The following is a 21,509-nucleotide window of genomic DNA, read 5'->3' on the forward strand; positions in this document are numbered from 1 at the left end:
AGATATGAAGGTGAATTCCCATTCACCCTATCGAGTGAATGACCTTTCACCAACTCGTGCCCGTGGCGCGCTCGGGGCTACGACCGGGAGTGCAGGGCGCGCGCCGCCCGCGGGCCGAGCCACCTCTTGAACCGGCGCAACACCTCGAGCCGTCCGGCCGCCTTGTCGATGCCGTAGTAGAGCTGCGGCGGCACGTAGGGCAGCAGGGGTGAGTGGCGCTGGCCGAGCAGGGCGAACATGCGGTGCGCGGGGAGGTCGATGTAGCGCGGCAGGTTCTCGTACCACTGGGCGCTGAGGCGGGCGGCGCTCTGCGCGGAGACCAGTTCGGCCTTGCGGCGCCGCTCGTAGGCGGCGAGGGCCTGCGGCACCGCGCCGTGTTCACGCAGGACGTCGGCGAGGCACATGGCGTCCTCCAGCGCCAGGGTGGTGCCCGCCCCGATGGAGTAGTGGGTGGTGTGGGCGGCGTCGCCGAGCAGGACGAGGTTGCCGTGGTGCCAGGTGCGGTTGGTGAGCGTGCGGAAGGTGGGCCAGGCCGCCGCCGAGGAGCCGCCGATCAGCGGCCGGCCGTCGAGGATGTCGGCGAACAGCTTCTCCAGCAGGGCCAGTTGGTCGGCCTCGGACAGGGTGTCGAGGCCGAGCCCGGCGCGGGTCGCGGGAGCGCACTCGATGACGCAGGTGCTGTGCCCGTCGTCGTAGGGGTAGCCGTAGCACCAGACCCAGCCGTGCCCGGTCTCGGCGAAGGCGAAGGTGAAGGAGTCGAAGACCTTGGTGGTGCCGAGCCAGACGTAGTGGTTGCGGCCCTCGGAGACCTCGGCGCCGAACGCGTCGGCGTGCCGGGCGCGCAGGGCGCTGTGGATGCCGTCGGCGGCGACGACCAGGTCCGCCTCGGGCAGGTCGTCGGGGGTGATCTCGCTCTCGAACTCCAGCCGCACCCCGAGGGACCGGGCGCGGTCGGCCAGGATCTCCAGGAGGCGGTGACGGCCGATGCCGTGGCCCGGGTCGCCGGGCTGCCGGGCGATCTGGTCGCGGACGTGGGCGACGCCCTGGTTCCAGCGCACCGAGCTCTCCTCGACGGCGCGCGCCGACTCGGGGTCGTAGGCGTGCAGCCGGTCCATCAGGGCACGCCAGTAGGTGACGCCCCAGCCGTAGGTCGAGCCTTCCGGGTTGCGCTCGTGGACGGTGATGTCGTGGGACGGGTTCCGCCGCTTGAGCAGGATCGCCAGATACAGCCCCGCGGGCCCGCCTCCGACACAGACGACCTTCACACGCACCCCTGGATCTCACCGAAAGTGGTCAATTGGCACCGCAGGGTAGCAGCGCGAGCGGGTCCGGCCGGGTTTTCGAATCGCGCCAGATTGACGGCGTGAGCCACGCCACCCGGACGGTGGATCGCCGCGAAAGATCACCGGGAACACCCGCGTCCCGGCAAGGAATTACCCCTTCCGGTACCGGCGATCCACGCGTCGCGGCAAGATCGTCCTGATTCAATCTTGTACGACATGTAGTCAATTGTCCTGATCCTGGCCAACCCGATCCGGGGGATTTCTCCCGCGTGGAAACCGGCGGATAGGCATACGGAGTGACCACTCGCACCCAGCACAGGAGCATCCGTATGCCCGGACTCACCCGCCGCCGCGCGCTCGGCGGCGCGGCCGCCCTCGCCGCCGCGGCCGGCGCCCAGACACTGCTCGCACCCGGCTCCTCGGCCGCACCTCACTCGCGGGAGGGAGCGCTCGAACCCTTCGACGAGGTCTACAAGGGCCGCCGGATACAGGGCCGTCCGTCCGGCATGGACCACATGGACGGCATGGACGGCATGGACAGCACGGCGGGCACGGCGGGCACGACCGGCGCGGGCGGTCACCACCACGGACACGGCACCGGGTACGCGGTGTTCGTGGACGGGGTGGAACTGCACGTCATGCGGAACGCGGACGGCAGCTGGATCAGCGTGGTCAGCCACTACGACCCGGTACGCACCCCGCGCGCGGCCGCCCGCGCCGCGGTCGACGAGCTGCAGGGTGCCGCCCTGCTGCCGTTCCCCGCCAACTGACCGCCCCCGCAAGGACTTCCGGAGCCCCGAGACACATGACCGTACGCAAGAACCAGGCCAGTCTGTCCGCCGACGAGAAGCGGCGGTTCGTCGCCGCCGTCATCGAACTGAAGCGCAACGGGCGTTACGACGACTTCGTGCGCACGCACAACGCCTTCATCATGGCCGACACCGACGACTCGGAGCGCACCGGCCACCGTTCGCCGTCGTTCCTGCCCTGGCACCGCAGATTCCTGCTCGACTTCGAACAGGCCCTCCAGTCGGTGGACGCCTCGGTGGCGCTGCCCTACTGGGACTGGAGCACCGACCGCACCGTCCGGGCCGGCCTGTGGGCGCCGGACTTCCTCGGCGGTACCGGGCGCGCCTCCGACGGGCGGGTGACGGACGGGCCGTTCGCGGCGGCCGGCGGCAACTGGCCGCTCGACGTCCGCGTGGACGGCCGCACCTACCTGCGCAGATCACTCGGGACCGGCGTGCGCGAGCTGCCCACCCGTGCGGAGGTCGAGTCGGTGCTGGCCATGGGCACGTACGACACGGCGCCCTGGAACAGCGCCTCGGACGGCTTCCGCAACCACCTGGAGGGCTGGCGCGGGGTCAACCTGCACAACCGGGTCCATGTCTGGGTCGGCGGGCAGATGGCCACCGGCGTCTCCCCCAACGACCCGGTGTTCTGGCTGCACCACGCCTTCGTCGACAAGCTCTGGGCCGAGTGGCGGCGCCGGCATCCGCAGGCGGCCTACCTACCGGGCGGCGGGACGCCGGACGTCGTCGACCTGAACGAGACGATGAAGCCGTGGAACGACGTGCGGCCCGCGGACCTGCTCGACCACACGCGGTTCTACACGTTCGACGCCTGACCGGGCCCGGCCGATCAGACCTCGGCCGTACGGCACTCCGGGTGTCCCCAGCTCTGCCCGTTCTTCGCGATCTGCTCGCCGGCCGCGTAGGAGCGGCCGCACAGGCAGCGGCCGGGGAACTTGGCCTTGATGGTGCGCGCAGGACCACCGGCGGCGGCCTTGCGGGGTGCCGCCTTGCGGCGCGGGGCCTTGGCGGAGCCGGCGGAGGTCGGCGACGGCGGCGGGACCGGGGAACCGAGGGCGCTGCCCGCGGCCTCCTGGACCGTCGCCGCCTGGCTGGCCGCGCGGTCCGCGAAGTCGTTCAGCGGGTCGCCGTCGACCTGGTGGGCGGGCACGTACCGGAAGTCGACCGAGCGGCCGTCGAGGAGCTCGTCGATGCGGACCACCAGCTCCTGGTTGGCGACCGGCTTGCCGCCCGAGGTCTTCCAGCCGTTGCGCTTCCAGCCGGGCAGCCAGGTGGTGACCGCCTTCATCGCGTACTGCGAGTCCATCCGCACCTCGAGCGGCACGTCCGGGTCGACGGCGGTCAGCAGCCGCTCCAGGGCGGTCAGTTCGGCCACGTTGTTGGTGGCCTTGCCGAGCGGCCCGGCCTCCCAGCGGGCCGGGGTCGCCGCGTCGTCGGACATCACCCAGGCCCAGCCCGCGGGTCCCGGGTTTCCCTTAGAAGCCCCGTCGCACGCGGCCACCACTCGTTCACGCATGGGCCCGATCATGCCACGGCCGGGCGTGGAGTCGGCCGTGGCCCGGTGTCCGTCCTGGTCAGACGTCCGCGACCTGGGGCTGCTCGCCCTCGGTGGTGGTGATGTCGATCACGGAGAAGTTGGCGCCCTGCGGGTCGGTGAGCGCCGCGAACCTGCCGAAGGGACTGCTCATCGGCCCGAAGCGCAGCACCGCGCCCAGCCCGACGGCCTTGGCGACGGCCGCGTCGCAGTCGCCGACGGTGAAGTAGACGTTGACGTACGAGGGCACCTCGGGCGGGAAGTCGTCGGTCATCCCCATCCGGCCGAGGACCGTGTTCCCGTCCACGTCGAACATCCGGAAGTCGACGTTGTCGTCCTGGACCTGCCGGGCCGTGTAGGAGAAGACGGCGGTGAAGAAGGCGTCGGCCTTGGCGGGCTCGCGGGTGAAGACCTCCGCCCAGCAGTAGGCGCCGGGCACCGCCGTGGCCTCGAAGCCCTCGTGGACACCGCCCTGCCAGATGCCGAACACCGCGCCGCTGGGCTCCCGCGCCAGACACATCGTGCCGAACTCGCCGACCTGCATCGGCTCCATCAGCACCTCGCCGCCGTTCGCCCGGATCCGCTCCGCGACGGCCGCCGCGTCCGGGGAGGCGAAGTACAGACACCACTGCGACTGCCCCTCCTGGCCGGGCATGGGCGGTACGACGGCGGCGACGGCCCTGCCGTCCGTGTAGGCCTGGGTGTAGTTGCCGTACTCCGACGTCGACTCGCCGAAGGTCCAGCCGAGGACCTCGCCGTAGAAGTTCTTGGCCCCCTCCAGGTCGCTGAACATCGCGTCGGCCCAGCAGGGGGTTCCTTCAGCTTGTACCGCCATGGCCGCGGCCCTTCCGATCGCACGGATTCTCCCGCTTCCTCACGCTAGCCATCGCGCCGAACCCCCGCGCGCCGAACACCGGACTCCGGCGGACACTGGGAAGGACGACCGGGCGGCCTTCGGCGGACGGGGCGCGACATGGCGGACCTGATGCGGGCGTGGACGGTGGCGCGGCCCGGACCGGTCGAGGCGGATCCGCTGCGGCTCGTGGAACGTCCGGTGCCGGTCCCGCGGACGGACGAGCTGCTGGTCCGGGTCCGCGCCTGCGGGGTGTGCCGGACCGACCTGCATGTCACGGAGGGTGATCTGCCGGTGCGCAGGCCCGGGGTGACACCGGGGCACGAGGTGGTCGGCGAGGTCGCCGGGTGGGGCGCCGGGGTGACGGGCTTCGCGAGCGGCGACCGGGTCGGGGCGGCCTGGCTGCGGCGCACGGACGGGACGTGCGCCTACTGCCTGCGGGGCGCCGAGAACCTGTGCCCGCGCTCGGAGTACACCGGCTGGGACGCGGACGGCGGCTACGCGCAGTACACGACCGTGCCGGCGGACTTCGCCCACCGGCTGCCCGGCGCCCTCGACGACGTGGCGCTCGCCCCGCTGCTGTGCGCCGGGATCATCGGCTACCGCGCGCTGCGCCGCACATCCCTGCCGCCGGGCGGCCGGCTCGGCCTGTACGGCTTCGGGGGCAGCGCCCACCTGTGCGCGCAGGTGGCGCTCGCGCAGGGCGCGACCGTCCACGTCCTGACCCGGGGCGCCGAGGCCCGCCGGCTGGCCCTCGCACTCGGCGCGGCCTCGGCCCGGGACCTCTCCGAGCCGCCTCCCGAGCCGCTGGACGGCGCCGTCCTGTTCGCCCCGGTCGGCGGTCTCGTGCCGGTCGCGCTGCGCGCCCTGGACCGGGGCGGGGTGCTGGCGGTGGCGGGCATCCACCTCAGCGACGTACCGGCGCTGAACTACGAGCGGGAGCTGTTCTACGAGCGGGAGCTGCGCAGCGTCACCTCCAACACCCGTGACGACGGAAGGGAGTTCCTGGCCCTGGCCGAGCGGTACCGGGTGCGCGCGACGACCCACGCCTACCCCATGTCCGAGGCGCCCCGGGCCCTGCGGGACCTGAAGGCGGGACGGTTCGACGGCGCCGCGGTGCTGGTCGGGGACCTTTCCTGAGCCCAACCCGCGCCGGCCCAGGGCACCGGAGCGGATCACCGGCGCACGATCGGGAAACGCAACCTTTTCCACCCCGAACACCTGGTTTGCGCAACTAAGGCGCGCAACCGCCCCTTTCGCGCTGTACCCGTAGATCACCACGGCTGTTTGGCTGGTCCTTGCGCAGCGCCACCTCGCACACCACCGACCCTCCGGGTCACCCTTGTTCGTCTCCCTGCTGGAGGGAATGTGTCCACACCGGACAGCGTCATCGGCTCCGCCGTCGACGAGCCCGAGCCGGATCCGACCACCGCGGCCGAGTTCACCAGTCTGAGCACCCGGGCCGCACGGCAGCTCACCACGACCACCAAGTCCGAACCGCAGATGCAGGCCATCACCTCACGATGGCTGCTCAGGACACTGCCGTGGGTGGACGTCAAGGGAGGCGCCTACCGGGTCAACCGCCGCCTCCAGCTGCGCACCGGACGCGGCCGGGTGAGCTTCGAGCAGAACGGCGGGGACGACATCCGGGTCATCCCCGGGACCCTCACCGAACTCCCCGTCCTGCGGGGCTACGACGACCTGGACGCGCTGACGCAGATCGCCGAGCGGTTCCAGGCCCGCGAGGTGCGCGCCGGACAGGTGCTGTTCGAGGCCGGTCAGCCGGTCAGCGAGACCTACCTCGTCGTGCACGGCAGGTTCATCCGGTTCGCGGCCGGCAAGTACGGCGAGGAGGAGGTCGTCGGGGTCGTCACCGACGGCGACCAGATGGGCGACGAGGCGGTCGGCCAGACCGATCCGCTCTGGCTCACCTCGGTGCGGGCCGAGACCGCCGGCGTGGTGCTGGCGCTGCCCTGGACGGTCGTCCAGGAGGTCATCGACCGGGTGCCGTCGCTGGGCGCGCACCTCGAGGCGTACGTCGAGCGGCAGCGGCTGCCGATGAACCGCAAGGGCGAGGCCGAGGTGCCGGTACAGGCCGGCCACCGGGGCGAGCCGACCCTGCAGGGCGGCTTCGTGGACTACGACCTCGCGCCGCGCGAGTACGAGTTGTCGCTCACCCAGACCGTACTGCGGGTGCACTCCCGGGTGGCCGACCTCTACAACGACCCGATGGACCAGACCCGGCAGCAGCTGCGCCTGACGGTCGAGGAGATCAGGGAGCGCCAGGAATGGGAGCTGGTCAACAACCGTGAGTTCGGGCTCCTGCACAACATCGACTACGGGCAGCGGATCAGTTCCTTCACCGGCCCGCCGACCCCGGACGACATGGACGAGCTGATCTCCATGCGCCGCAAGACCAAGGTGATCCTGGCGCATCCCAAGGCGATCGCGGCGTTCTTCCGGCAGTGCAACCGGCGCGGGCTGGTGCCGCCCAGCGCGAACATCGACGGCCACGAGATCCCGGCCTGGCGCGGGGTCCCGATCTATCCGTGCAGCAAGATCCCGATCAGCGACGACCACACCAGCAGCATCATCGCGCTGCGCACCGGCGAGGCCGACCAGGGGGTCGTAGGCCTCTACCAGACCGGCATCCCCGAGGAGTTCCAACCCGGCCTGAACGTCCGCTTCATGGGCGTCAACGAACAGGCCATCGTCAACTACCTGGTCACCGCCTACTACTCGCTGGCCATCCTGGTCCCCGACGCGGCCGGGATCCTGGAGAACGTCCAGCTCGGCCGCACCGCCGACTGACGGCCTGGAGCACAGTCACCATGACCACACCCACCACCTCCTACGTCCTGCCCGGTCCGCCGAGCCTCGCGCGGAGCATGCGTCCGACGCGGCGCACCGGCGCGGTCCCCGGACTGCACTACCGCCCGGCCGTGCCCGCCGACCCCGCGAAGGCCGCCGAGCTGGACCGGCGCCTGGAAGCCTGGGCCCGGGAGTTCGACCTGTTCCCCGAGGCATGGAAGGGGGACTTCTCGGGCTTCCAGTTCGGCCGGGCCGTCGTACTCCAGCATCCCGGCGGTCTCGACCTGGACCGGCTCACCGTCGCCGGCGAACTGCTGCTCGCCGAGAACATCGTCGACTCCTGCTACTGCGAGGAGGACGAGGGCCGCGGCGGCTCCCGGCGCGGGCTCGGCGGCCCGCTGATCATCGCCCAGTCGGCGCTCGACCCCTACCACGGCGTCCCGGAGATGGAGGAGGAGTGGCGCGAGGGCATCGGCGCCGACGGTCCGCTGCGTTCGTACCGCCTCGCCCTCGCCGACTTCGCGGAGTTCGCCACTCCCAGCCAGACCGACCGGTTCGTGCACGACATCGCCCGGCTGCACCTCGGGTACCTGGGCGAGGCCGCGTGGATGGAGACCGGGTACATGCCGCGGGTCTGGGAGTACCTGGTGATGCGGCAGTTCAACAACTTCCGGCCGTGTCTGTCCATCGTCGACGCGGTGGACGGCTACGAACTGCCCGAGCCGCTGTACGCCCGCCCGGAGATCCAGCGGATCACGGCACTGGCCTGCAACGCGACCACGATCGTCAACGACCTGTACTCCTTCACCAAGGAGCTGGCGAGCGACCCGGACCACCTCAACCTGCCCCAGGTGGTGGCGGCCAACGACCGGCGCGGACTCAAGGCGGCCTATCTGAAGTCCGTCGACATCCACAACCGGATCATGGCCGCCTTCGAGGAGGAGTCGGCCGCCCTGGCCGCCGGCTCGCCGCTGGTCGCGCGCTACGCGGAGGGCCTGGCCGCCTGGGTCTCCGGCAACCACGAGTGGCACGCCACCAACACCAACCGCTACCACCTGCCCGACTACTGGTAGCGGCGAGACCACCCGCACCACCCGCTTCACCCGAAACACCGTCAGCAACACGTCGAGGAGCAACTGTTGACCACCGCCCCTGTCGCTCGGAAGACCACCACGTCAGCCCCGGTGCCGACCCAGTCCAGGTACCAGAACAGCGTCGCGGAGTACTGGAACGCCGAGGAGAACCCGGTCAACCTCGAACTCGGAAAGATCGACGACCTCTACCACCACCACTACGGCATCGGTGAGGCCGACTGGTCGGTGCTCGACGAGCCCGACCCCGAACTGCGCAAGGAGCGTGTCACCGGCGAACTGCACCGGCTGGAGCACGCGCAGGCCGAACTGCTGGCCGGTCACCTCGGCCCGCTCACCCCGGACGACCGGGTCTTCGACGCCGGCTGCGGCCGGGGCGGCGGCAGCATCGTGGCGAACCTGCGCTACGGCTGCCACTCCGACGGCGTGACCATCTCCGCCAAGCAGGCCGACTTCGCCAACGGCATGGCCCGCAAGCGGGAGGTCGCCGACAAGGTCCGCTACCACCACCGGAACATGCTGGACACCGGCTTCGAGACCGGCGCGTACGCGGCCTCGTGGAACAACGAGTCCACGATGTACGTCGAGCTGGAGCTGCTCTTCGCCGAGCACGCCCGGCTGCTGCGCCGCGGCGGCCGCTACGTCACCATCACCGGCTGCTACAACAACACCTACGGACAGGCCTCCCGCGAGGTGTCCCTGATCAACGCCCACTACATCTGCGACATCCACCCGAGGTCGGAGTACTTCCGGGCGATGGCGGACAACCGGCTGGTGCCGGTCCACGTGGAGGACCTCACCGAGGCGGCCATCCCGTACTGGGAGCTGCGCAAGCAGGCCGACCACCTGGTGACGGGCGTCGAGGATCCCTTCCTCACCGCGTACAAGAACGGCAGCTTCCAGTACCTGCTGATCGTGGCCGACCGGGTCTGACCCGGCTCGGAGCGGGCGCGGGGCGGTGTCCGAGGACACCGCCCCGCGTCGGCGCGCCGGTCACTCGCCCGCGTACGCCCTCTTCAGCTCGGCGACGTCCAGCTTGCCCATCGCGTACATCGCCCGGGTGGTGCGGGCCGCCCGCTCCGGATCGGCGTCGCCGATCATCTCGATCAGCCCCTCGGGGATGACCTGCCAGGACACGCCGTACCGGTCCTTGAGCCAGCCGCACGGACCGGGTTCGCCGCCGTTCTCACCGAGCCTGGTCCAGTAGTAGTCGACCTCCTCCTGGCCGTCGCAGTAGATCTGGAAGGAGATCGCCTCGTTGAAGGTGAACTGCGGGCCGCCGTTGATGGCGACGAACTTGTGCCCGTTGGCCGTGAAGTCCACGGCGATCACCGATCCGGCGGGGCCGGGACCGGCCTCGGTGTAGTGGCCTACGCGCCCGACGCTGGAGTTCTTGAAGATCGACACGTAATAGTGGGCGGCTTCCTCGGCCTGGCCGTCGAACCAGAGACACGTGGTGAATCCGTCGGTGGTCATGAGCACCTCCTGGAGCGTGGAACGGGGTCATCCGTACGACCCCCGCGCGGCCGGAAACTCATCGCCGAGCCAAGAGCGACCTCGCCGAACCGCCGTCAGGCGGCCAGGCACAGGGTGTTGTGAGAGCCCGGTGCCCGCCGGACGGCCGCGGTACGGCGGGAGAACTCCGAGTGCACCCGGGACAGCAGGCTCCCGAGGTCGAGGCCGACGGCGTGCGCGGCGGCCGCCAGGACCTCGGAGGAGGCCTCCTTGCGCCCGCGCTCGATCTCCGAGAGGTACGGCATGGAGATCCGGGCCGCCTCGGCGACGTCCTTGAGGGTGCGCTCCTGGTCCAGCCGCTCCCGCCGCAGGACGTCCCCCACCAGGTCGCGCCAGAGGGGTTCCCTGGCCCCCGGATCCGGCCGGCGCTGGTGCGGCGGAACGGCGGGGGTCCGGTGCGGCGGGACTGCGCGGATCTGGTGCGGTGGGACTGCGGGGGTCTGGTTCGGCGGGAGGGCGGGTGTCTGGTTCGGCGCTCGGCTGCTCACCCGGACAGCCTAAAAGCAGTGGCCCGCGGTGCGGGGGCGTCGCCATGCTGCCGGGCATGGAAGCGTGGGAATTCACGGGAACCGGGCCGGAGCCGCGGAACACCTTCGACCAGGACGCGGAGCGGTACCGGCGCGCCCGGCCCCGGTATCCCCCCTCCCTCGTCGAGGAGCTGGGCCGGGCCACGGGTGCCGGTCCCGGGGTGCGGGTACTGGAGATCGCCCCGGGCACCGGACAGCTCACCGTGGACCTCGCCGGGTCGGGCTGCGCGATCACGGCCGTGGAGCGGGGGCCGTCCCTGGCCGCCGTGGCCCGCCGGGAACTGGCCGCCTTCCCCGCGGTGGAGGTCGTGACGGCGGACTTCGAGGAGTGGCGGCCGCCGCCGGAGCCGTTCGACGCGGTGGTGTGCGCGACCGCGTTCCACTGGCTCGACCCGGCCGTCCGGGTGACGAGGGCGGCCCGGGCGCTGCGCGCCGGCGGCCTGCTCGCCGTCGTCACCACCCATCACGTGGCGGGCGGCTCCGAGGACTTCTTCGCCGACGTGCAGGAGTGCTACGAGCGCTGGGACCCGGCCACGCCGCCGGGGCTGCGGCAGAGCCCCGAGTCGGCGATCGTCCCCGACACCGCCGAGTTCCGCGGTTCCCCGTTCCTCACCGGCGTCACCGCGCGCGGCCACGCCCAGGAGATCACGTACTCCACCGACGCCTACCTGGACGTGCTCCTCACCTACTCCAACCACCGCCTGCTGCCCGGACCCGCCCGCGACGGGCTGCTGGCCTGCGTCCGGAACCTCCTCGACTCGCGGTACGGCGGTGTGGTCACCAAGCGGTACTGGCACGAGCTGATCACCGCCGTACGGGTCGCCGGGTGAGGCTCCCGGGACCGGACGTCACCGACTTCTTTCCGCCACCCGCGTAATCGGGGTGCATGCGGGGCGTCACCCCGGGTACCCGTCCGTCAAGCACGCATGGGATGTCCGACAGCGGGTACCCGGGCCAGCGCGATCAACTGAAAGATCAACTGGACAAGGCCGGAACGACCGAGGCCGAGCAGGCACACGCCGTAGCGTGACTTTCGTGGGGAGAGGTAATGAACACCGCCGGGATCCGGTCGGAAGCAAGGACCACAGAGTCTGTCGGGGAGCGCGCCGCGACGGCGGGGGCGCTGCCCGGTATCAGGGACCCGAAGACCGTGGCCCCGCGGGACGCTCGGGAGCTGTCCCGGCAGTTCTTCCAGCGGATCGGCGAGCTGGAGGAGGGCACGCCCGAATTCCAGTACGCCCGCAACACCCTCATTGAGATGAACATGTCGCTGGTGCGGTTCGCGGCCGGACGGTTCCGCAACCGGGGCGACGACATGGAGGACATCGTCCAGACCGGGATGATCGGCCTCATCAAGGCCATCGACCGGTTCGAGCTCTCCCGCGAGGTCGAGTTCACCTCCTTCGCGCTGCCGTACATCGTGGGTGAGATCAAGCGGTTCTTCCGGGACACCACCTGGGCCGTGCACGTCCCGCGCCGGCTCCAGGAACTGCGGGTCGAACTGGCCAAGGCACGCGAGGAACTCTCCAGCCGCCTCGACCGGGAACCGACGGTCGCGGAACTCGCCACCCTCATGAACCTGTCCGAGGGCGAGGTGGTGGAGGGCCAGCTGGCCTCCAACGGCTACAACTCCTCCTCGCTGGACGCCGCGCTCACCGGGGACGGCCCCGAGGGCGGCGAGTCCGTGCTGGCCGACTTCATCGGCGTCGAGGAGGACGGGCTGCGGCTCGTCGAGGACTTCCAGTCGCTGGCCCCGCTGATGGCCGAGCTGAGCGACCGGGACCGGGAGATCATCCATCTGCGGTTCGTGGAGGAGGCCACCCAGGCGGAGATCGGCGAGCGGCTCGGCTGCTCCCAGATGCATGTCTCCCGCCTCATCAAGCGGATCATCGCGCGGCTGCGCCAGGGGATGCTCGGCGAACTCGGCTGCGCCTGACGGTGAGTTCCCCCCAGGGAGTCTCACGGGTGCCGCCCCGCACCGGCGCGCGGGTCGGCACCCGTGGTGTTCCGTACCGGCAGGCGCGGTGCGCCGGGTGCCTCCGGCGTGGCGGTTCCTTCGGCGGTGGCAGTGTCGTCGCCGGTGGCGGCGCCTTCGGCGTCAGTGCGCGAGGGGTACCAGTGCGCGGACCCGCTTGCCGACCGGCACCCGCTCGGCGGTGACCTCGGCGGCCAGGGCGTGGACGATCTCCAGTCCGTGGCGGCCGACCCGCTCGGGGTCCCTGGGGAAGCGCCGGGGCAGCGCCGCGCTGCTGTCGTACACCGAGACCATGACCGCGCTGTCCGTGCCCTCGAGTTCGAGGATGTACGGGCCGTTGCTGTGCCGGTCGGCGTTGGTGATCAGCTCGCTGACCACCAGGAGCAGCTCGCCGTCGGCCCCGGGATCGATCGTGGCGCACCACTCGGTTCTGAGCTGTTCCAGGAAGCGGGCCGCGAAGTCCCGCGCCTCGGCGATGCAGCCGGGTTCACCGGTGTAGTGCGCCGCCCGCCGAAGCGGCTCCACGGGTACGTCGAAGCCAGTCGGTATCACTGCCCCGCCCAGGTGTTCGATCATGCGTCTCTCCAGGAGGCCGGTCCCGGCCCGGTCGCTGTTGCATCCATGCTCGTACCCCGAGTGCCGTCCCGCAGTCCCCAGGGCGTTCGCGGACCACGTACGAACGGGGTCGCGCTGGTCACACCGGTGGGGAACCGGGGCTTCCGGAATGTGGGGGCGCAGGGGGAGCCGAGCCGGGCGGGGCCGGCGGGGACACCGGGGCGGCCGGGGACACCGCGGACCGGGAACCGGACGTCGCCGCTGAGGGCACCCACGCCGAGGGCGGCGCCGCCGGCGGCGAGGCCGCCGGTTCGGACTTCGGTGCCTCGGACTTCGGTGCCTCGGACTTCGGCGGTTCGGACTTCGGCGCCTCGGTCTTCGGCTCCTCGGAGCGGGGCGCCTCCGTCTTCGGGGACTGTGGCCCGGGCGACTCCGTCCGCGGCGACTGGGACCGCGGGGGTTCCGTCTTCGGGGGCTGCGACCCCGGGGGTTCGGTCTTCGGGGATCCGGTCCCCGGGGACTGCGCCGACGGCGACTCGGCGGACGGGGACTTCGAGGACGCCGACGCGGACGCGGGCGGCTTCGACGACGGCGTGTTCGACGGCTTCGAGGACGAGGAGCCAGGCGCCGAGGAGGCCGGCGCCGGGGACTTCGATCCGGTGTCCGTGCCGGACGGCCGCGAGGAGCCCGGGGAGGCCGGCGGGCACGGCGTCGCGCCGGGGCCGCCGGTCCTGCCGGGTTCGGACGGGCAGTCGTGGTGGACCGGCGGGTTCATCGGGTCGGGGTCGGCCGGGGGCTTCGCCGGGCGGTCCTCGTGTCCCGTGTGGTCACCCCGGTGCCGGCCGAACCAGCCGTCGTGCCGGTGGTCGAAGAGGACGAAGACGTCGACCACCCGCGCCGCGGGTGCCACGACGACCACGTTCGAGGGCCGGTACCCGGACCAGGCGGCACCGGTGGTCCTCGGGGTGTCCTGCTGCGCGACCGGCGGGGACAGCGGATTGCCGCAGGCACAGCGCACCTGGGGCACCCCGTGGCCGTCGACCAGCACGGCGGTTCCCGTCTGCAGGACGGACTGGTAGGCGGTCGGGCCGCCGTCGCGGTAGCCGTGCGCGGTGACCCGGGTGTCCGCGCGCAGTTGTACGGGGGTGAGGGAGCGCAGGTAGGCGGGGACGCCGGAGGGCGGGACGCCGACCTGGGCGGCGAACGCCCTGTTGCGCGAGGGCGCGGCCCGGAAGTACCCGATCTGCTTCTCGACGTCGCAGCTGCCGCTGTTCCTGGTGCCGGTGTAGAGGCCTGGCGCGCCGCCGTCCACCCCGCGCACCTCGTTCGACGGCAGGGCCGTGTCGTCCGCCGCGGCGGTCCGGGACGACACCGGCGCGGCGGAGCTGTCGGTGGCGCTGGAGTCGGTGTACGGGTCCCTTCCGGAGCTGTCGGCGGCCTGGAGGAACACCTCGCCGCTCTTCCCGGAGCCTCCGTCCGAACGGGTGAAGACCACGGCCAGGGCCGCGGCGACCACCACGGCGGCGGTGAGCATCGCGATCCGGGGCGCGGACCGCCACCGCGACGGGTGCGGAGGTCCGCCCTGGGCGCCGCCTCCGCCTCCGCCACCGCCTCCGCCGCCCGGCGGCTGCGAGGGTGGGCCGGGAGGCGGGCCGGAGGGCCCGGACAGCGGGCCGGAGGGTGGTCCGGTGGGGCGCCCTGACGACGGCGGTTCGACGGTCACGCGCATCTCCCCGTTGCGATGGAGGCATACGTAACAAGCGACTCGAAACGACTTTTACGAAAAATGCCTCATACGGTGCACGACGAGGCCAATGTGCGCCGGTCGCACGGCACCCGCAAGCGGACGCGGACGGCTCACCCGGCGGGCGGGGCCTCCCGGTGCTGCCTAGCGTGATCGCGTGAGCCCCCGAATCGCCTCCGCGCGGCCGGTGGCCGCCCCCGCCGGCCGCCCCGCCGCCCGGCACGGCTGGCCCCGCGCCCTGGCCGTGGTGCTGACCGCCTGGGTCGCCATGTCCCTGGTGGCCGCGGCGGGGCTGTGGGCGGCGGGCGCGGCGGACCTGCCCGGGGGCGCGTTCCTGCCGGTGCTGCTGGCGACCGTGGTCACGGCCGTCGGCGGCGCCGTCGAGCTGTCCGGCGACGCGGGCGGCCTGGCCCGGACGAACGCCGGACTGACCGTCGTACCGCTCTCGGTCACGCTGGTCGGAGCCCTGGCCCTCGCGCGGGGGTTTCTGCGACCGCTGCGGTACCGGGCGGTGGCCAAGGGCCGGGAGCTGGCCGGCTGGGCCGCCCGGATCGCGGTGCTGTGGCTGCTCGCGCTGACCGGGCTCGCGCTCGGCGCGCGGCACACCTTCGCCGTGGACGTGGGCAGCGGCACCCTCGGCGACGTCACCGACCTGCTGGACGCCGCCCCGACGGTGGGTTTCACGACGGACGTGCCGCTCACCGTCGGGTTCGGACTGCTGTGGCCGGCCGGGATCCTGCTGCTGACGCTGCTCGTCTCCCGTCGGGCGCCGCTGCCGGGGCGGCTGCTGCGCTTCCAGACGTCGGTGCGCCCGGCGGCCTTCGCGATGGTCGTGCTGGTACTGGCGTACGTCGTCCTCGCCGCGGTGGTCGCGCTGGTCGTGATGGTGACGCGCGGGCACGCCCGGCAGACCCTCGCGACGGCACTGCTCGGGCTGCCCAACCTGGCGTGGCCGGCGCTCACGCTCGGGCTGGGCGTCACCTGGCGGGGCCGGGTCGACGGACCGTTCGGTCTGCCGGTGCCGCACGTCCTCGCCGAGGTGCTGCGCACCCCGGACGTCTCGGTCCTGAACCTCCGTACCGTCACCGCCCACGACGGCCGCTGGTGGTGGCTGGCGGTGGTGGCCGCGGTGCTGCTGCTGTCGGCCGCCTTCCTGACGGCGGTGCGCTCACCGGCCGGGATCCCCGCCTGGCGGCACGCCCTCCGTCTGGCGGTCGCGCTCGCGCTGACGATGGTGGCGATCTGCCTGGCCTGCCGGATCTCCGCCCACTACGGCCTGTCGCTGCTCGGCATCGGTGACCTCGGCGGCAATCTCTCGGGCGAACTGCTGCTGACACCCCGGCTGTGGCCGGCGGTGGGTCTGGGCCTGCTCTGGGGACTGGTCGCCGGGTTCCTCGGCGCGTGGCCGGCCGGCCCGGTGCGCCGCCGGGGCGAGGTCGCGGCCCCCGCCGGCCCCTGAGGCCTACCGCTCACGGTCCGCGTCGGGGGTCACCACCCGGGTCGGCGGGTGACCGGCCCGACCGCCGCCCGGCACGGACCGGGCGGTGCGGTCCCGGTCGGTGCGCACCTCTTCGGTGGGGTGCCCTTCGTCGGAGTACCCGTCGGCCGGGTCCCGGTCGGCGAGGTACGTCGACAACCGCCTGCCGTCGCCGTACCGCCAGCCCCCCTCGGCCGGGTCGTACAGCCACATGGACTCCCCGTCGACCACCACCCCGATCCGCAGCCCGCGGGTACGGCCCCGGAAGGCCTCCCCGTCGAGACCGCCGCCGGCGAGGTCCTCGACGGCCTCCCGGTACTCGGCGAGGGCGCGCGCGGCCCGGGCCAGCAGGGGGCGCGGGTCGGCGGCGTCGGAGACCGGACCGCCGGACAGCGGCGGGTCGCGGGGCACGGCGACCAGGTATCGGCCGTCGACCCAGGCGGCCCAGCCGTTGGCGCAGCCGATGAGGGCCCAGTCGCCACGCCGTTCCACGAGCTGCACCGGCAGCAGCGGGTCCAGGGGCACGGCCGGCCGGCCGGGGTCGGGGGCCTCCCAGGCGGGCATGCCGTCGGCCGGGACGACGTGCGTGGGCCGGAACCCCGGGCTGGTGGTCATCGCCTCGCCTACTTCCGCATCACGGCGGGTTCGTGCCTGCGCAGCAGCCGTGACAGGACACAGCCGAAGGCGGCGGACAGCACCACCAGCATGACCATGTTGCGCAGCCACACGCCCGCCGAGTGCCGGAAGAAGGGGTCGGCGGTGAGCCGGCCCGGCACGATCCGGTGCAGGTCGACGGTGCCGGCCATGGCACCGAGCGCCCACCGAGAGGGCACCAGCCAGGCGAGCTGTTCGAGACCGGGAACGCCGTCGAGCCGCAGCAGGGTCCCGCAGAAGACGACCTGGACGACGGTGAGCAGCACCAGCAGCGGCATCGTCACCTCCTCCTTGCGGACCAGGGCGGAGATCAGCAGGCCGAGCATCATCGCGGTGAAGGAGAGCACGGCCACGGCGACGGTGATCTCCAGCAGGGGCGGCATCAGCACTCCCTCACCGCCGGGCGCGTTCAGGTCGACGCCGGCCAGACCGACCTGGGTGAGCACGACCGCCTGGACCACGGTGATGGTGCCGAGGACCGCGACCTTCGACATCACGTACGCCGATCTGGGCAGGCCCACGGCGCGTTCTCGCTGGTAGATCACGCGTTCCTTGACCAGTTCGCGCACCGCGTTGGCCGCGCCGGTCAGCACCCCGCCCACGCACAGCGTGAGCAGCGCGTTGGTGGCGGTGTCGAAGGTGAGCCTGTTGCCGGCGACGGCACGGGCCATCGCGCCCATGACGAAGGGCAGCCCGATCATGATGGCGAGGAAGGTGCGGTCGGCGAGCAGGGCGGCGGTGTAGCGGCGGACCAGGGTGGAGAACTGGGCGCGCCAGCCGCGCGGTCGCGGCGGCGGGGGTGCGGTGACCGGACCGCTGCGCGGCAGGACGGGCTGGGCGCTGGAGTTCACGATGTACTTCCGGTGGTACGACGAGGCGCGGAACTCCCCCGCCCAGTCCCGGTCGGTGTCCCGCTCGAACGCCTCGAAGGCCTCGGGCCACTCGTCGAAGCCGAAGAAGCCGAGGGCCTCGCCGGGCCGGCCGAAGTAGGCGGTCCGGCCGCCCGGCGCCAGGACCAGGAGGCGGTCGCAGACGTCGAGGCTGAGCACGCTGTGGGTGACGACGACGACGGTGCGGCCGTCGTCGGCGAGGCCCCGCAGCATGTTCATCACCGAGCGGTCCATGCCCGGATCGAGTCCCGAGGTCGGTTCGTCGAGGAAGAGCAGGGACGGTTTGGTCAGCAGCTCCAGGGCGACACTGACCCGCTTGCGCTGTCCCCCGGAGAGGCTGTGCACGGGCTGGTCGGCGCGGTCCTGGAGGCCGAGTTCGCGGATGACCTCCTCGACCCGTCCGCGTCGTTCGGCCTTGGCGGTGTCCTCGGGGAAACGCAGTTCGGCGGCGTAGGTCAGGGCGCTGCGCACGGTCAGCTGGACGTGCAGGATGTCGTCCTGGGGGACGAGGCCGATGCGCTGGCGCAGCTCGGCGTAGTCGCGGTAGAGGTCGCGGCCGTCGTAGAGGACGGTGCCGTGCTCGGCGGGGCGCTGGCCGGTGAGGGCGCCGAGCAGGGTGGACTTGCCGGCGCCGCTCGGCCCGACCACGGCGAGCAGGCACTTCTCGCCCACCGGGAAGGAGACGTGGTCGAGCAGGATCCTGCGGCCGCGGTCGACGGCGACGGTGAGGTCCTGGACGTCGAGGGAGATCTCGCCGGTGTCGACGTACTCCTGCAGCCGCCCGTCGACCAGGCAGAACGCCGAGTGGCCGATGCCGACGACGTCCCGGGGGCCGACCGGGGCGCGGACGACGGCACGGCCGTTGAGGTAGGTGCCGTTGTGGCTGTCGAGGTCGACGATCTCGTAGCTGCCGTCGGGGTGGGCGCGCAGTTCGGCGTGGTGGCGGGAGACGATCAGGTCGTCGACGACGACGTCGTTGTCGGCGGCGCGGCCGATGCGGACCGTGCGGGCCTGGAGCCGTCGTACCGAGGACGGTTGCCGGAAGGTGCCGGTGTGGCTGGGCATCGAGACGGCGGACGGGCGGTCCGGGGCGGGCGGCGCGCGGCCGACGAGGACGGCGGTCGGGCCGTCGGCGGGGCTGCCGAAGCGGATGACCGTGCCGGGTCCCACTTCCCCCTCCCGGATGCGGCGGCCGTCGGCGTAGGTGCCGTTGGTGCTCTGTTCGTCCTGGAGGGTCCAGTGGCCGTCCGCGGGCCGCAGCACGGCGTGGTGCCAGGAGACCCGGGAGTCGTCGATGACGATGTCGCTGTACGGGTCCCGCCCGACGTGGTAGTCGCGGCCCGGGCTCATCACCGTGGATCCCGTGTCGGTCTCCAGGACGAGTTCGGGCGCCGTCGACGTGACCGGCCGCCGCTCCGCCATGGCCAGAATTCTACCGATTTGTCATCTCGTACGCCCTGTCCGTCGGGTCCTGTGACCCGTCCACGGCCGGGCGGCCGGGGCTGTCACGTGTCAGGCCACGGGGACGACGAGGGCGGGGATGGTGCGCTGCATGCGGAGGGCGTCGACGGACTCGGCGAGCAGTTCGTACTCGGTGGTGTCGTCCTGGACGGCGATCCGCACCAGCCGGCCGCCCGCCAGTTCGTCGGCGACCAGTTCCTGGCGGACCACGTCGGAACACCAGGCGCGCAGCAGACCGGGGACGTCCGACACGGTCGCCCCCACCGGGACGAGCGCGCCCTGCGGAAATCTGGGGTTCTCGGGTAAGGGATCCAGCCGTTCCGCTATCCACGAGGCACGGTCCCGTAACCACCACAGCGCGAGTGCCAGGGTCGGCGCACGGTAGGTGCCGAGCGGAACGCCGATGCGCTGCCCGCCGCAGACGCCGTATGCCGTGACATGGCACAGGAATTCGTCGTGCACGATCACTCCCCCGTAGCTCGCCGGTGTGCCGTCGCGGGCCGGTTTTCCGTGCGGCTCCTGTGCGGTGAAGTGCTCCTGACATTCGAGTATGTTCACTTTCGAAACACTGTCACCACACCTTTCCGGCCAGTCTCTTGGCATATTCCGCCTACGAATTGGCCGAAATGCGCCAGCTGTACGGGCCCGCCTTCATTACCCGAGGGGTAATCGACCCGTCACCCGGATCCGGGCATGGTGGTGCGAGCGGATCGCCGTACGCCGCGATCCGCTTCCTGACCAGCAGTGACACCCTCGATGGAGGCCGATTCGCCATGTCCGTGAACACCGACCGTCACCAGACCGCCGCCACCCGCTACTTCGAGGCCTGGAACGCCACCGACCCGGAGGCACTGCGCGAGGCGGTGGCGGAAGCATGGGTTCCGGAAGGCACCTACACCGACCCGCTCGCCGACGTCGCCGGACATGCCCAGATCACGGCCGTGATCACCGCGGCGCACGAGCGGTTCCCGGGATTCGCGTTCCGTCCGCTCGGGCCCGTCGACGGCCATCACGACACCGTGCGCTTCGGCTGGGAACTCGTGAACGAGGCCGACGGCTCGGCACCGGTGGCCGGTTTTGACGTGGTCACGCTCAGTGAGGACGGCCGGATCCGGCAGGTTCTGGGCTTCCTGGACCGGGTCCCGAGCGGAGCTTGAGCGGCACGGTGCGGGGGACGCGCCAGGCGTCCCCCGCACCCCGGTGCGTCACCGTCGGACGACGGCGCCGTTCACCGGTTGACGATCGCGTCGATCCGGGCCAGTTCCTCGGCGTCGAACTCCAGGTTGGCGATGGCGCCGACGCAGTCCTCGACCTGCCGCGGGCTGCTCGCGCCGATCAGCGCGGAGGTCACCCGGCCGCCGCGCAGCACCCAGGACAGGGCGAGCTGGGCGAGTGTCTGACCGCGCTCCTTGGCGATCTCGTCGAGGGCGCGCAGCCTGCCGACCAGTTCCTCGGTGACCGCGTCCGAGTTCAGGAACGGGCTGTCGCCGGCGGCGCGGGAGCCCTCCGGGATGCCGTCGAGGTAGCGGCCGGTCAGCAGGCCCTGCTCCAGCGGGGAGAAGACGATGGAGCCGACCTCGAGCTCGTCGAGGGCGTCCAGGACGCCCTCCGTCTCCGGGCGGCGGTCCAGCATCGAGTAGCGCGGCTGGTGGATCAGGAGCGGGGTGCCCAGCTCACCGAGGATCCGGGCGGCCTCGCGGGTCTGCTCCGCGGAGTAGTTGGAGACGCCGACGTAGAGCGCCTTGCCCTGCTGGACCGCGGAGTGCAGGGCGCCCATCGTCTCCTCCAGGGGAGTCTCCGGGTCCGGGCGGTGCGAGTAGAAGATGTCGACGTGGTCGAGGCCCATCCGGGTCAGGGACTGGTCCAGCGACGACAGCAGGTACTTGCGCGAGCCCCACTCGCCGTAGGGGCCGGGCCACATCAGATAGCCGGCCTTGGTGGAGATCACCAGCTCGTCCCGGTACCCCGCGAGGTCCGCCTTCAGCGCCTCGCCGAACGCCGACTCGGCGGAGCCGGGCGGCGGGCCGTAGTTGTTGGCCAGGTCGAAGTGGGTCACACCGAGGTCGAAGGCGCGGCGCAGGATCGCGCGCTGGGTCGCCACGGGCCGCTCGGGCCCGAAGTTGTGCCACAGGCCGAGCGAGAGCGCGGGAAGCTTCAGGCCGCTGCGACCGCTGCGGCGGTAGGGCATGTCGGCGTAGCGGTCGGGGTGTGCGGTGTACAACGCGACTCCAGAGGATCGGCACACGGTCTGGCACCGCCAGCCTTCCCGAGCTCCGGGCAGTGGTCCAACAGAAGAATCCGATGGAATTGTGCGGCTAGGCTTCTCA

General features: G+C 72.0%; 20 protein-coding genes and 1 pseudogene. 10 read left to right on the top strand and 11 right to left on the bottom strand.

Annotation, left to right across the window (positions count from 1 at the left end; all coding sequences use genetic code 11):
• Positions 1-77 precede the first annotated feature (77 nt).
• The gene (locus ACFY3I_RS24995) at positions 78-1,271 is read right to left on the bottom strand and encodes an FAD-dependent monooxygenase (RefSeq protein WP_390862800.1); all 1,194 of its coding nucleotides are present in this window, start codon (positions 1,269-1,271) and stop codon (positions 78-80) included.
• Positions 1,272-1,612: 341 nt separating this feature from the next.
• Here ACFY3I_RS24995 and ACFY3I_RS25000 point away from each other — a divergent pair, with 341 nt between their 5' ends.
• Together ACFY3I_RS25000 and ACFY3I_RS25005 are read left to right on the top strand one after the other, a co-directional pair.
• A complete protein-coding gene (locus ACFY3I_RS25000; protein WP_390862802.1) occupies positions 1,613-2,053 on the top strand; it encodes a tyrosinase cofactor in 441 nt (146 codons plus the stop codon).
• Positions 2,054-2,088: 35 nt separating this feature from the next.
• Positions 2,089-2,910 carry a tyrosinase family protein gene (locus tag ACFY3I_RS25005; RefSeq protein ID WP_390862804.1) on the top strand — a complete coding sequence of 274 codons (822 nt, stop codon included), beginning with the start codon at positions 2,089-2,091 and terminating at the stop codon, positions 2,908-2,910.
• 14 nt (positions 2,911-2,924) lie between these two features.
• Here ACFY3I_RS25005 and ACFY3I_RS25010 read toward each other — a convergent pair whose 3' ends face one another.
• Both ACFY3I_RS25010 and ACFY3I_RS25015 read right to left on the bottom strand, forming a co-directional pair.
• Entirely contained in the window at positions 2,925-3,623 is a 699-nt protein-coding gene (locus ACFY3I_RS25010) for a ribonuclease H (protein ID WP_365287706.1), read from the bottom strand.
• A gap of 46 nt (positions 3,624-3,669) precedes the next feature.
• Positions 3,670-4,464: a VOC family protein gene (locus tag ACFY3I_RS25015; protein ID WP_390862806.1), complete on the bottom strand. Its 795-nt coding sequence runs from the start codon at positions 4,462-4,464 to the stop codon at positions 3,670-3,672.
• A gap of 150 nt (positions 4,465-4,614) precedes the next feature.
• Here ACFY3I_RS25015 and ACFY3I_RS25020 point away from each other — a divergent pair, with 150 nt between their 5' ends.
• From ACFY3I_RS25020 to ACFY3I_RS25035, 4 genes are all read left to right on the top strand, one after another.
• Positions 4,615-5,622 (top strand): zinc-binding alcohol dehydrogenase family protein, encoded by a 1,008-nt coding sequence (locus ACFY3I_RS25020; protein ID WP_390863322.1) that lies wholly within the window; start codon positions 4,615-4,617, stop codon positions 5,620-5,622.
• Positions 5,623-5,850: 228 nt separating this feature from the next.
• Positions 5,851-7,293, top strand: a complete 1,443-nt coding sequence (locus tag ACFY3I_RS25025; protein ID WP_365287702.1) for a family 2B encapsulin nanocompartment shell protein — start codon at positions 5,851-5,853, stop codon at positions 7,291-7,293.
• 20 nt (positions 7,294-7,313) lie between these two features.
• Positions 7,314-8,366: a family 2 encapsulin nanocompartment cargo protein terpene cyclase gene (locus ACFY3I_RS25030; RefSeq protein WP_390862808.1), complete on the top strand. Its 1,053-nt coding sequence runs from the start codon at positions 7,314-7,316 to the stop codon at positions 8,364-8,366.
• Between the two features lie 66 nt (positions 8,367-8,432).
• The gene (locus ACFY3I_RS25035) at positions 8,433-9,317 is read left to right on the top strand and encodes a geranyl diphosphate 2-C-methyltransferase (RefSeq protein WP_390862810.1); all 885 of its coding nucleotides are present in this window, start codon (positions 8,433-8,435) and stop codon (positions 9,315-9,317) included.
• Positions 9,318-9,377: 60 nt separating this feature from the next.
• Here ACFY3I_RS25035 and ACFY3I_RS25040 read toward each other — a convergent pair whose 3' ends face one another.
• Both ACFY3I_RS25040 and ACFY3I_RS25045 read right to left on the bottom strand, forming a co-directional pair.
• Entirely contained in the window at positions 9,378-9,860 is a 483-nt protein-coding gene (locus tag ACFY3I_RS25040) for a VOC family protein (RefSeq protein ID WP_365287696.1), read from the bottom strand.
• Positions 9,861-9,955: 95 nt separating this feature from the next.
• Positions 9,956-10,387: a helix-turn-helix domain-containing protein gene (locus ACFY3I_RS25045; protein WP_390862812.1), complete on the bottom strand. Its 432-nt coding sequence runs from the start codon at positions 10,385-10,387 to the stop codon at positions 9,956-9,958.
• A 56-nt stretch (positions 10,388-10,443) separates the two neighbouring features.
• On the opposite strand from ACFY3I_RS25045, the gene ACFY3I_RS25050 reads away from it, so the two are divergent.
• Positions 10,444-11,256, top strand: coding sequence for a class I SAM-dependent methyltransferase (locus ACFY3I_RS25050; RefSeq protein ID WP_390862814.1), 813 nt, complete (start codon positions 10,444-10,446; stop codon positions 11,254-11,256).
• Positions 11,257-11,474: 218 nt separating this feature from the next.
• On the top strand, positions 11,475-12,362 hold the full coding sequence (locus ACFY3I_RS25055) for an RNA polymerase sigma factor SigF (protein WP_390862815.1): 888 nt from the start codon (positions 11,475-11,477) through the stop codon (positions 12,360-12,362).
• Between the two features lie 162 nt (positions 12,363-12,524).
• On the opposite strand, the gene ACFY3I_RS25060 is transcribed toward ACFY3I_RS25055, so the two are convergent.
• Together ACFY3I_RS25060 and ACFY3I_RS25065 are read right to left on the bottom strand one after the other, a co-directional pair.
• Positions 12,525-12,977, bottom strand: a complete 453-nt coding sequence (locus ACFY3I_RS25060; RefSeq protein WP_365287688.1) for an ATP-binding protein — start codon at positions 12,975-12,977, stop codon at positions 12,525-12,527.
• 472 nt (positions 12,978-13,449) lie between these two features.
• A pseudogene (locus tag ACFY3I_RS25065) lies at positions 13,450-14,679 on the bottom strand (DUF6777 domain-containing protein); the annotation flags it as partial.
• A 178-nt stretch (positions 14,680-14,857) separates the two neighbouring features.
• Here ACFY3I_RS25065 and ACFY3I_RS25070 point away from each other — a divergent pair.
• Positions 14,858-16,159 carry a streptophobe family protein gene (locus ACFY3I_RS25070; RefSeq protein WP_390862817.1) on the top strand — a complete coding sequence of 434 codons (1,302 nt, stop codon included), beginning with the start codon at positions 14,858-14,860 and terminating at the stop codon, positions 16,157-16,159.
• A gap of 3 nt (positions 16,160-16,162) precedes the next feature.
• Here the strand turns inward: ACFY3I_RS25070 and ACFY3I_RS25075 are convergent, their stop codons facing one another.
• From ACFY3I_RS25075 to ACFY3I_RS25085, 3 genes are all read right to left on the bottom strand, one after another.
• Positions 16,163-16,792: a hypothetical protein gene (locus ACFY3I_RS25075; protein WP_390862818.1), complete on the bottom strand. Its 630-nt coding sequence runs from the start codon at positions 16,790-16,792 to the stop codon at positions 16,163-16,165.
• Between the two features lie 8 nt (positions 16,793-16,800).
• Positions 16,801-19,143 (bottom strand): FHA domain-containing protein, encoded by a 2,343-nt coding sequence (locus ACFY3I_RS25080; protein WP_390862820.1) that lies wholly within the window; start codon positions 19,141-19,143, stop codon positions 16,801-16,803.
• A gap of 90 nt (positions 19,144-19,233) precedes the next feature.
• Positions 19,234-19,644 (bottom strand): hypothetical protein, encoded by a 411-nt coding sequence (locus ACFY3I_RS25085; RefSeq protein ID WP_365287770.1) that lies wholly within the window; start codon positions 19,642-19,644, stop codon positions 19,234-19,236.
• Between the two features lie 311 nt (positions 19,645-19,955).
• Between ACFY3I_RS25085 and ACFY3I_RS25090 the strand changes: the two genes are divergently transcribed.
• Complete coding sequence (locus ACFY3I_RS25090; RefSeq protein ID WP_390862821.1) at positions 19,956-20,339, top strand: nuclear transport factor 2 family protein; 384 nt, start codon at positions 19,956-19,958, stop codon at positions 20,337-20,339.
• 71 nt (positions 20,340-20,410) lie between these two features.
• Here the strand turns inward: ACFY3I_RS25090 and mgrA are convergent, their stop codons facing one another.
• Positions 20,411-21,403 carry an L-glyceraldehyde 3-phosphate reductase gene (gene mgrA / locus ACFY3I_RS25095; protein WP_390862823.1) on the bottom strand — a complete coding sequence of 331 codons (993 nt, stop codon included), beginning with the start codon at positions 21,401-21,403 and terminating at the stop codon, positions 20,411-20,413.
• Positions 21,404-21,509: the final 106 nt, after the last annotated feature.

The sequence above is a fragment of the Streptomyces sp. NPDC001068 genome, assembly GCF_042897315.1.
In the GTDB taxonomy this organism is placed as follows: Bacteria; Actinomycetota; Actinomycetes; order Streptomycetales; family Streptomycetaceae; genus Streptomyces.

Excerpts from the sequence above, each read along its gene's own strand:
- ACFY3I_RS25050 (WP_390862814.1), top strand. The coding sequence starts at position 10,444 with ATGGAAGCGTGGGAATTCACGGGAACCGGGCCGGAGCCGCGGAACACC.
- ACFY3I_RS25030 (WP_390862808.1), top strand. The coding sequence starts at position 7,314 with ATGACCACACCCACCACCTCCTACGTCCTGCCCGGTCCGCCGAGCCTC.
- ACFY3I_RS25060 (WP_365287688.1), bottom strand. The coding sequence starts at position 12,977 with ATGATCGAACACCTGGGCGGGGCAGTGATACCGACTGGCTTCGACGTA.
- ACFY3I_RS25005 (WP_390862804.1), top strand. The coding sequence starts at position 2,089 with ATGACCGTACGCAAGAACCAGGCCAGTCTGTCCGCCGACGAGAAGCGG.
- ACFY3I_RS25010 (WP_365287706.1), bottom strand. The coding sequence starts at position 3,623 with ATGATCGGGCCCATGCGTGAACGAGTGGTGGCCGCGTGCGACGGGGCT.
- ACFY3I_RS25040 (WP_365287696.1), bottom strand. The coding sequence starts at position 9,860 with ATGACCACCGACGGATTCACCACGTGTCTCTGGTTCGACGGCCAGGCC.
- ACFY3I_RS25090 (WP_390862821.1), top strand. The coding sequence starts at position 19,956 with ATGTCCGTGAACACCGACCGTCACCAGACCGCCGCCACCCGCTACTTC.
- ACFY3I_RS25080 (WP_390862820.1), bottom strand. The coding sequence starts at position 19,143 with ATGGCGGAGCGGCGGCCGGTCACGTCGACGGCGCCCGAACTCGTCCTG.
- ACFY3I_RS25055 (WP_390862815.1), top strand. The coding sequence starts at position 11,475 with ATGAACACCGCCGGGATCCGGTCGGAAGCAAGGACCACAGAGTCTGTC.
- ACFY3I_RS25075 (WP_390862818.1), bottom strand. The coding sequence starts at position 16,792 with ATGACCACCAGCCCGGGGTTCCGGCCCACGCACGTCGTCCCGGCCGAC.
- ACFY3I_RS25000 (WP_390862802.1), top strand. The coding sequence starts at position 1,613 with ATGCCCGGACTCACCCGCCGCCGCGCGCTCGGCGGCGCGGCCGCCCTC.
- ACFY3I_RS25015 (WP_390862806.1), bottom strand. The coding sequence starts at position 4,464 with ATGGCGGTACAAGCTGAAGGAACCCCCTGCTGGGCCGACGCGATGTTC.
- ACFY3I_RS25020 (WP_390863322.1), top strand. The coding sequence starts at position 4,615 with ATGCGGGCGTGGACGGTGGCGCGGCCCGGACCGGTCGAGGCGGATCCG.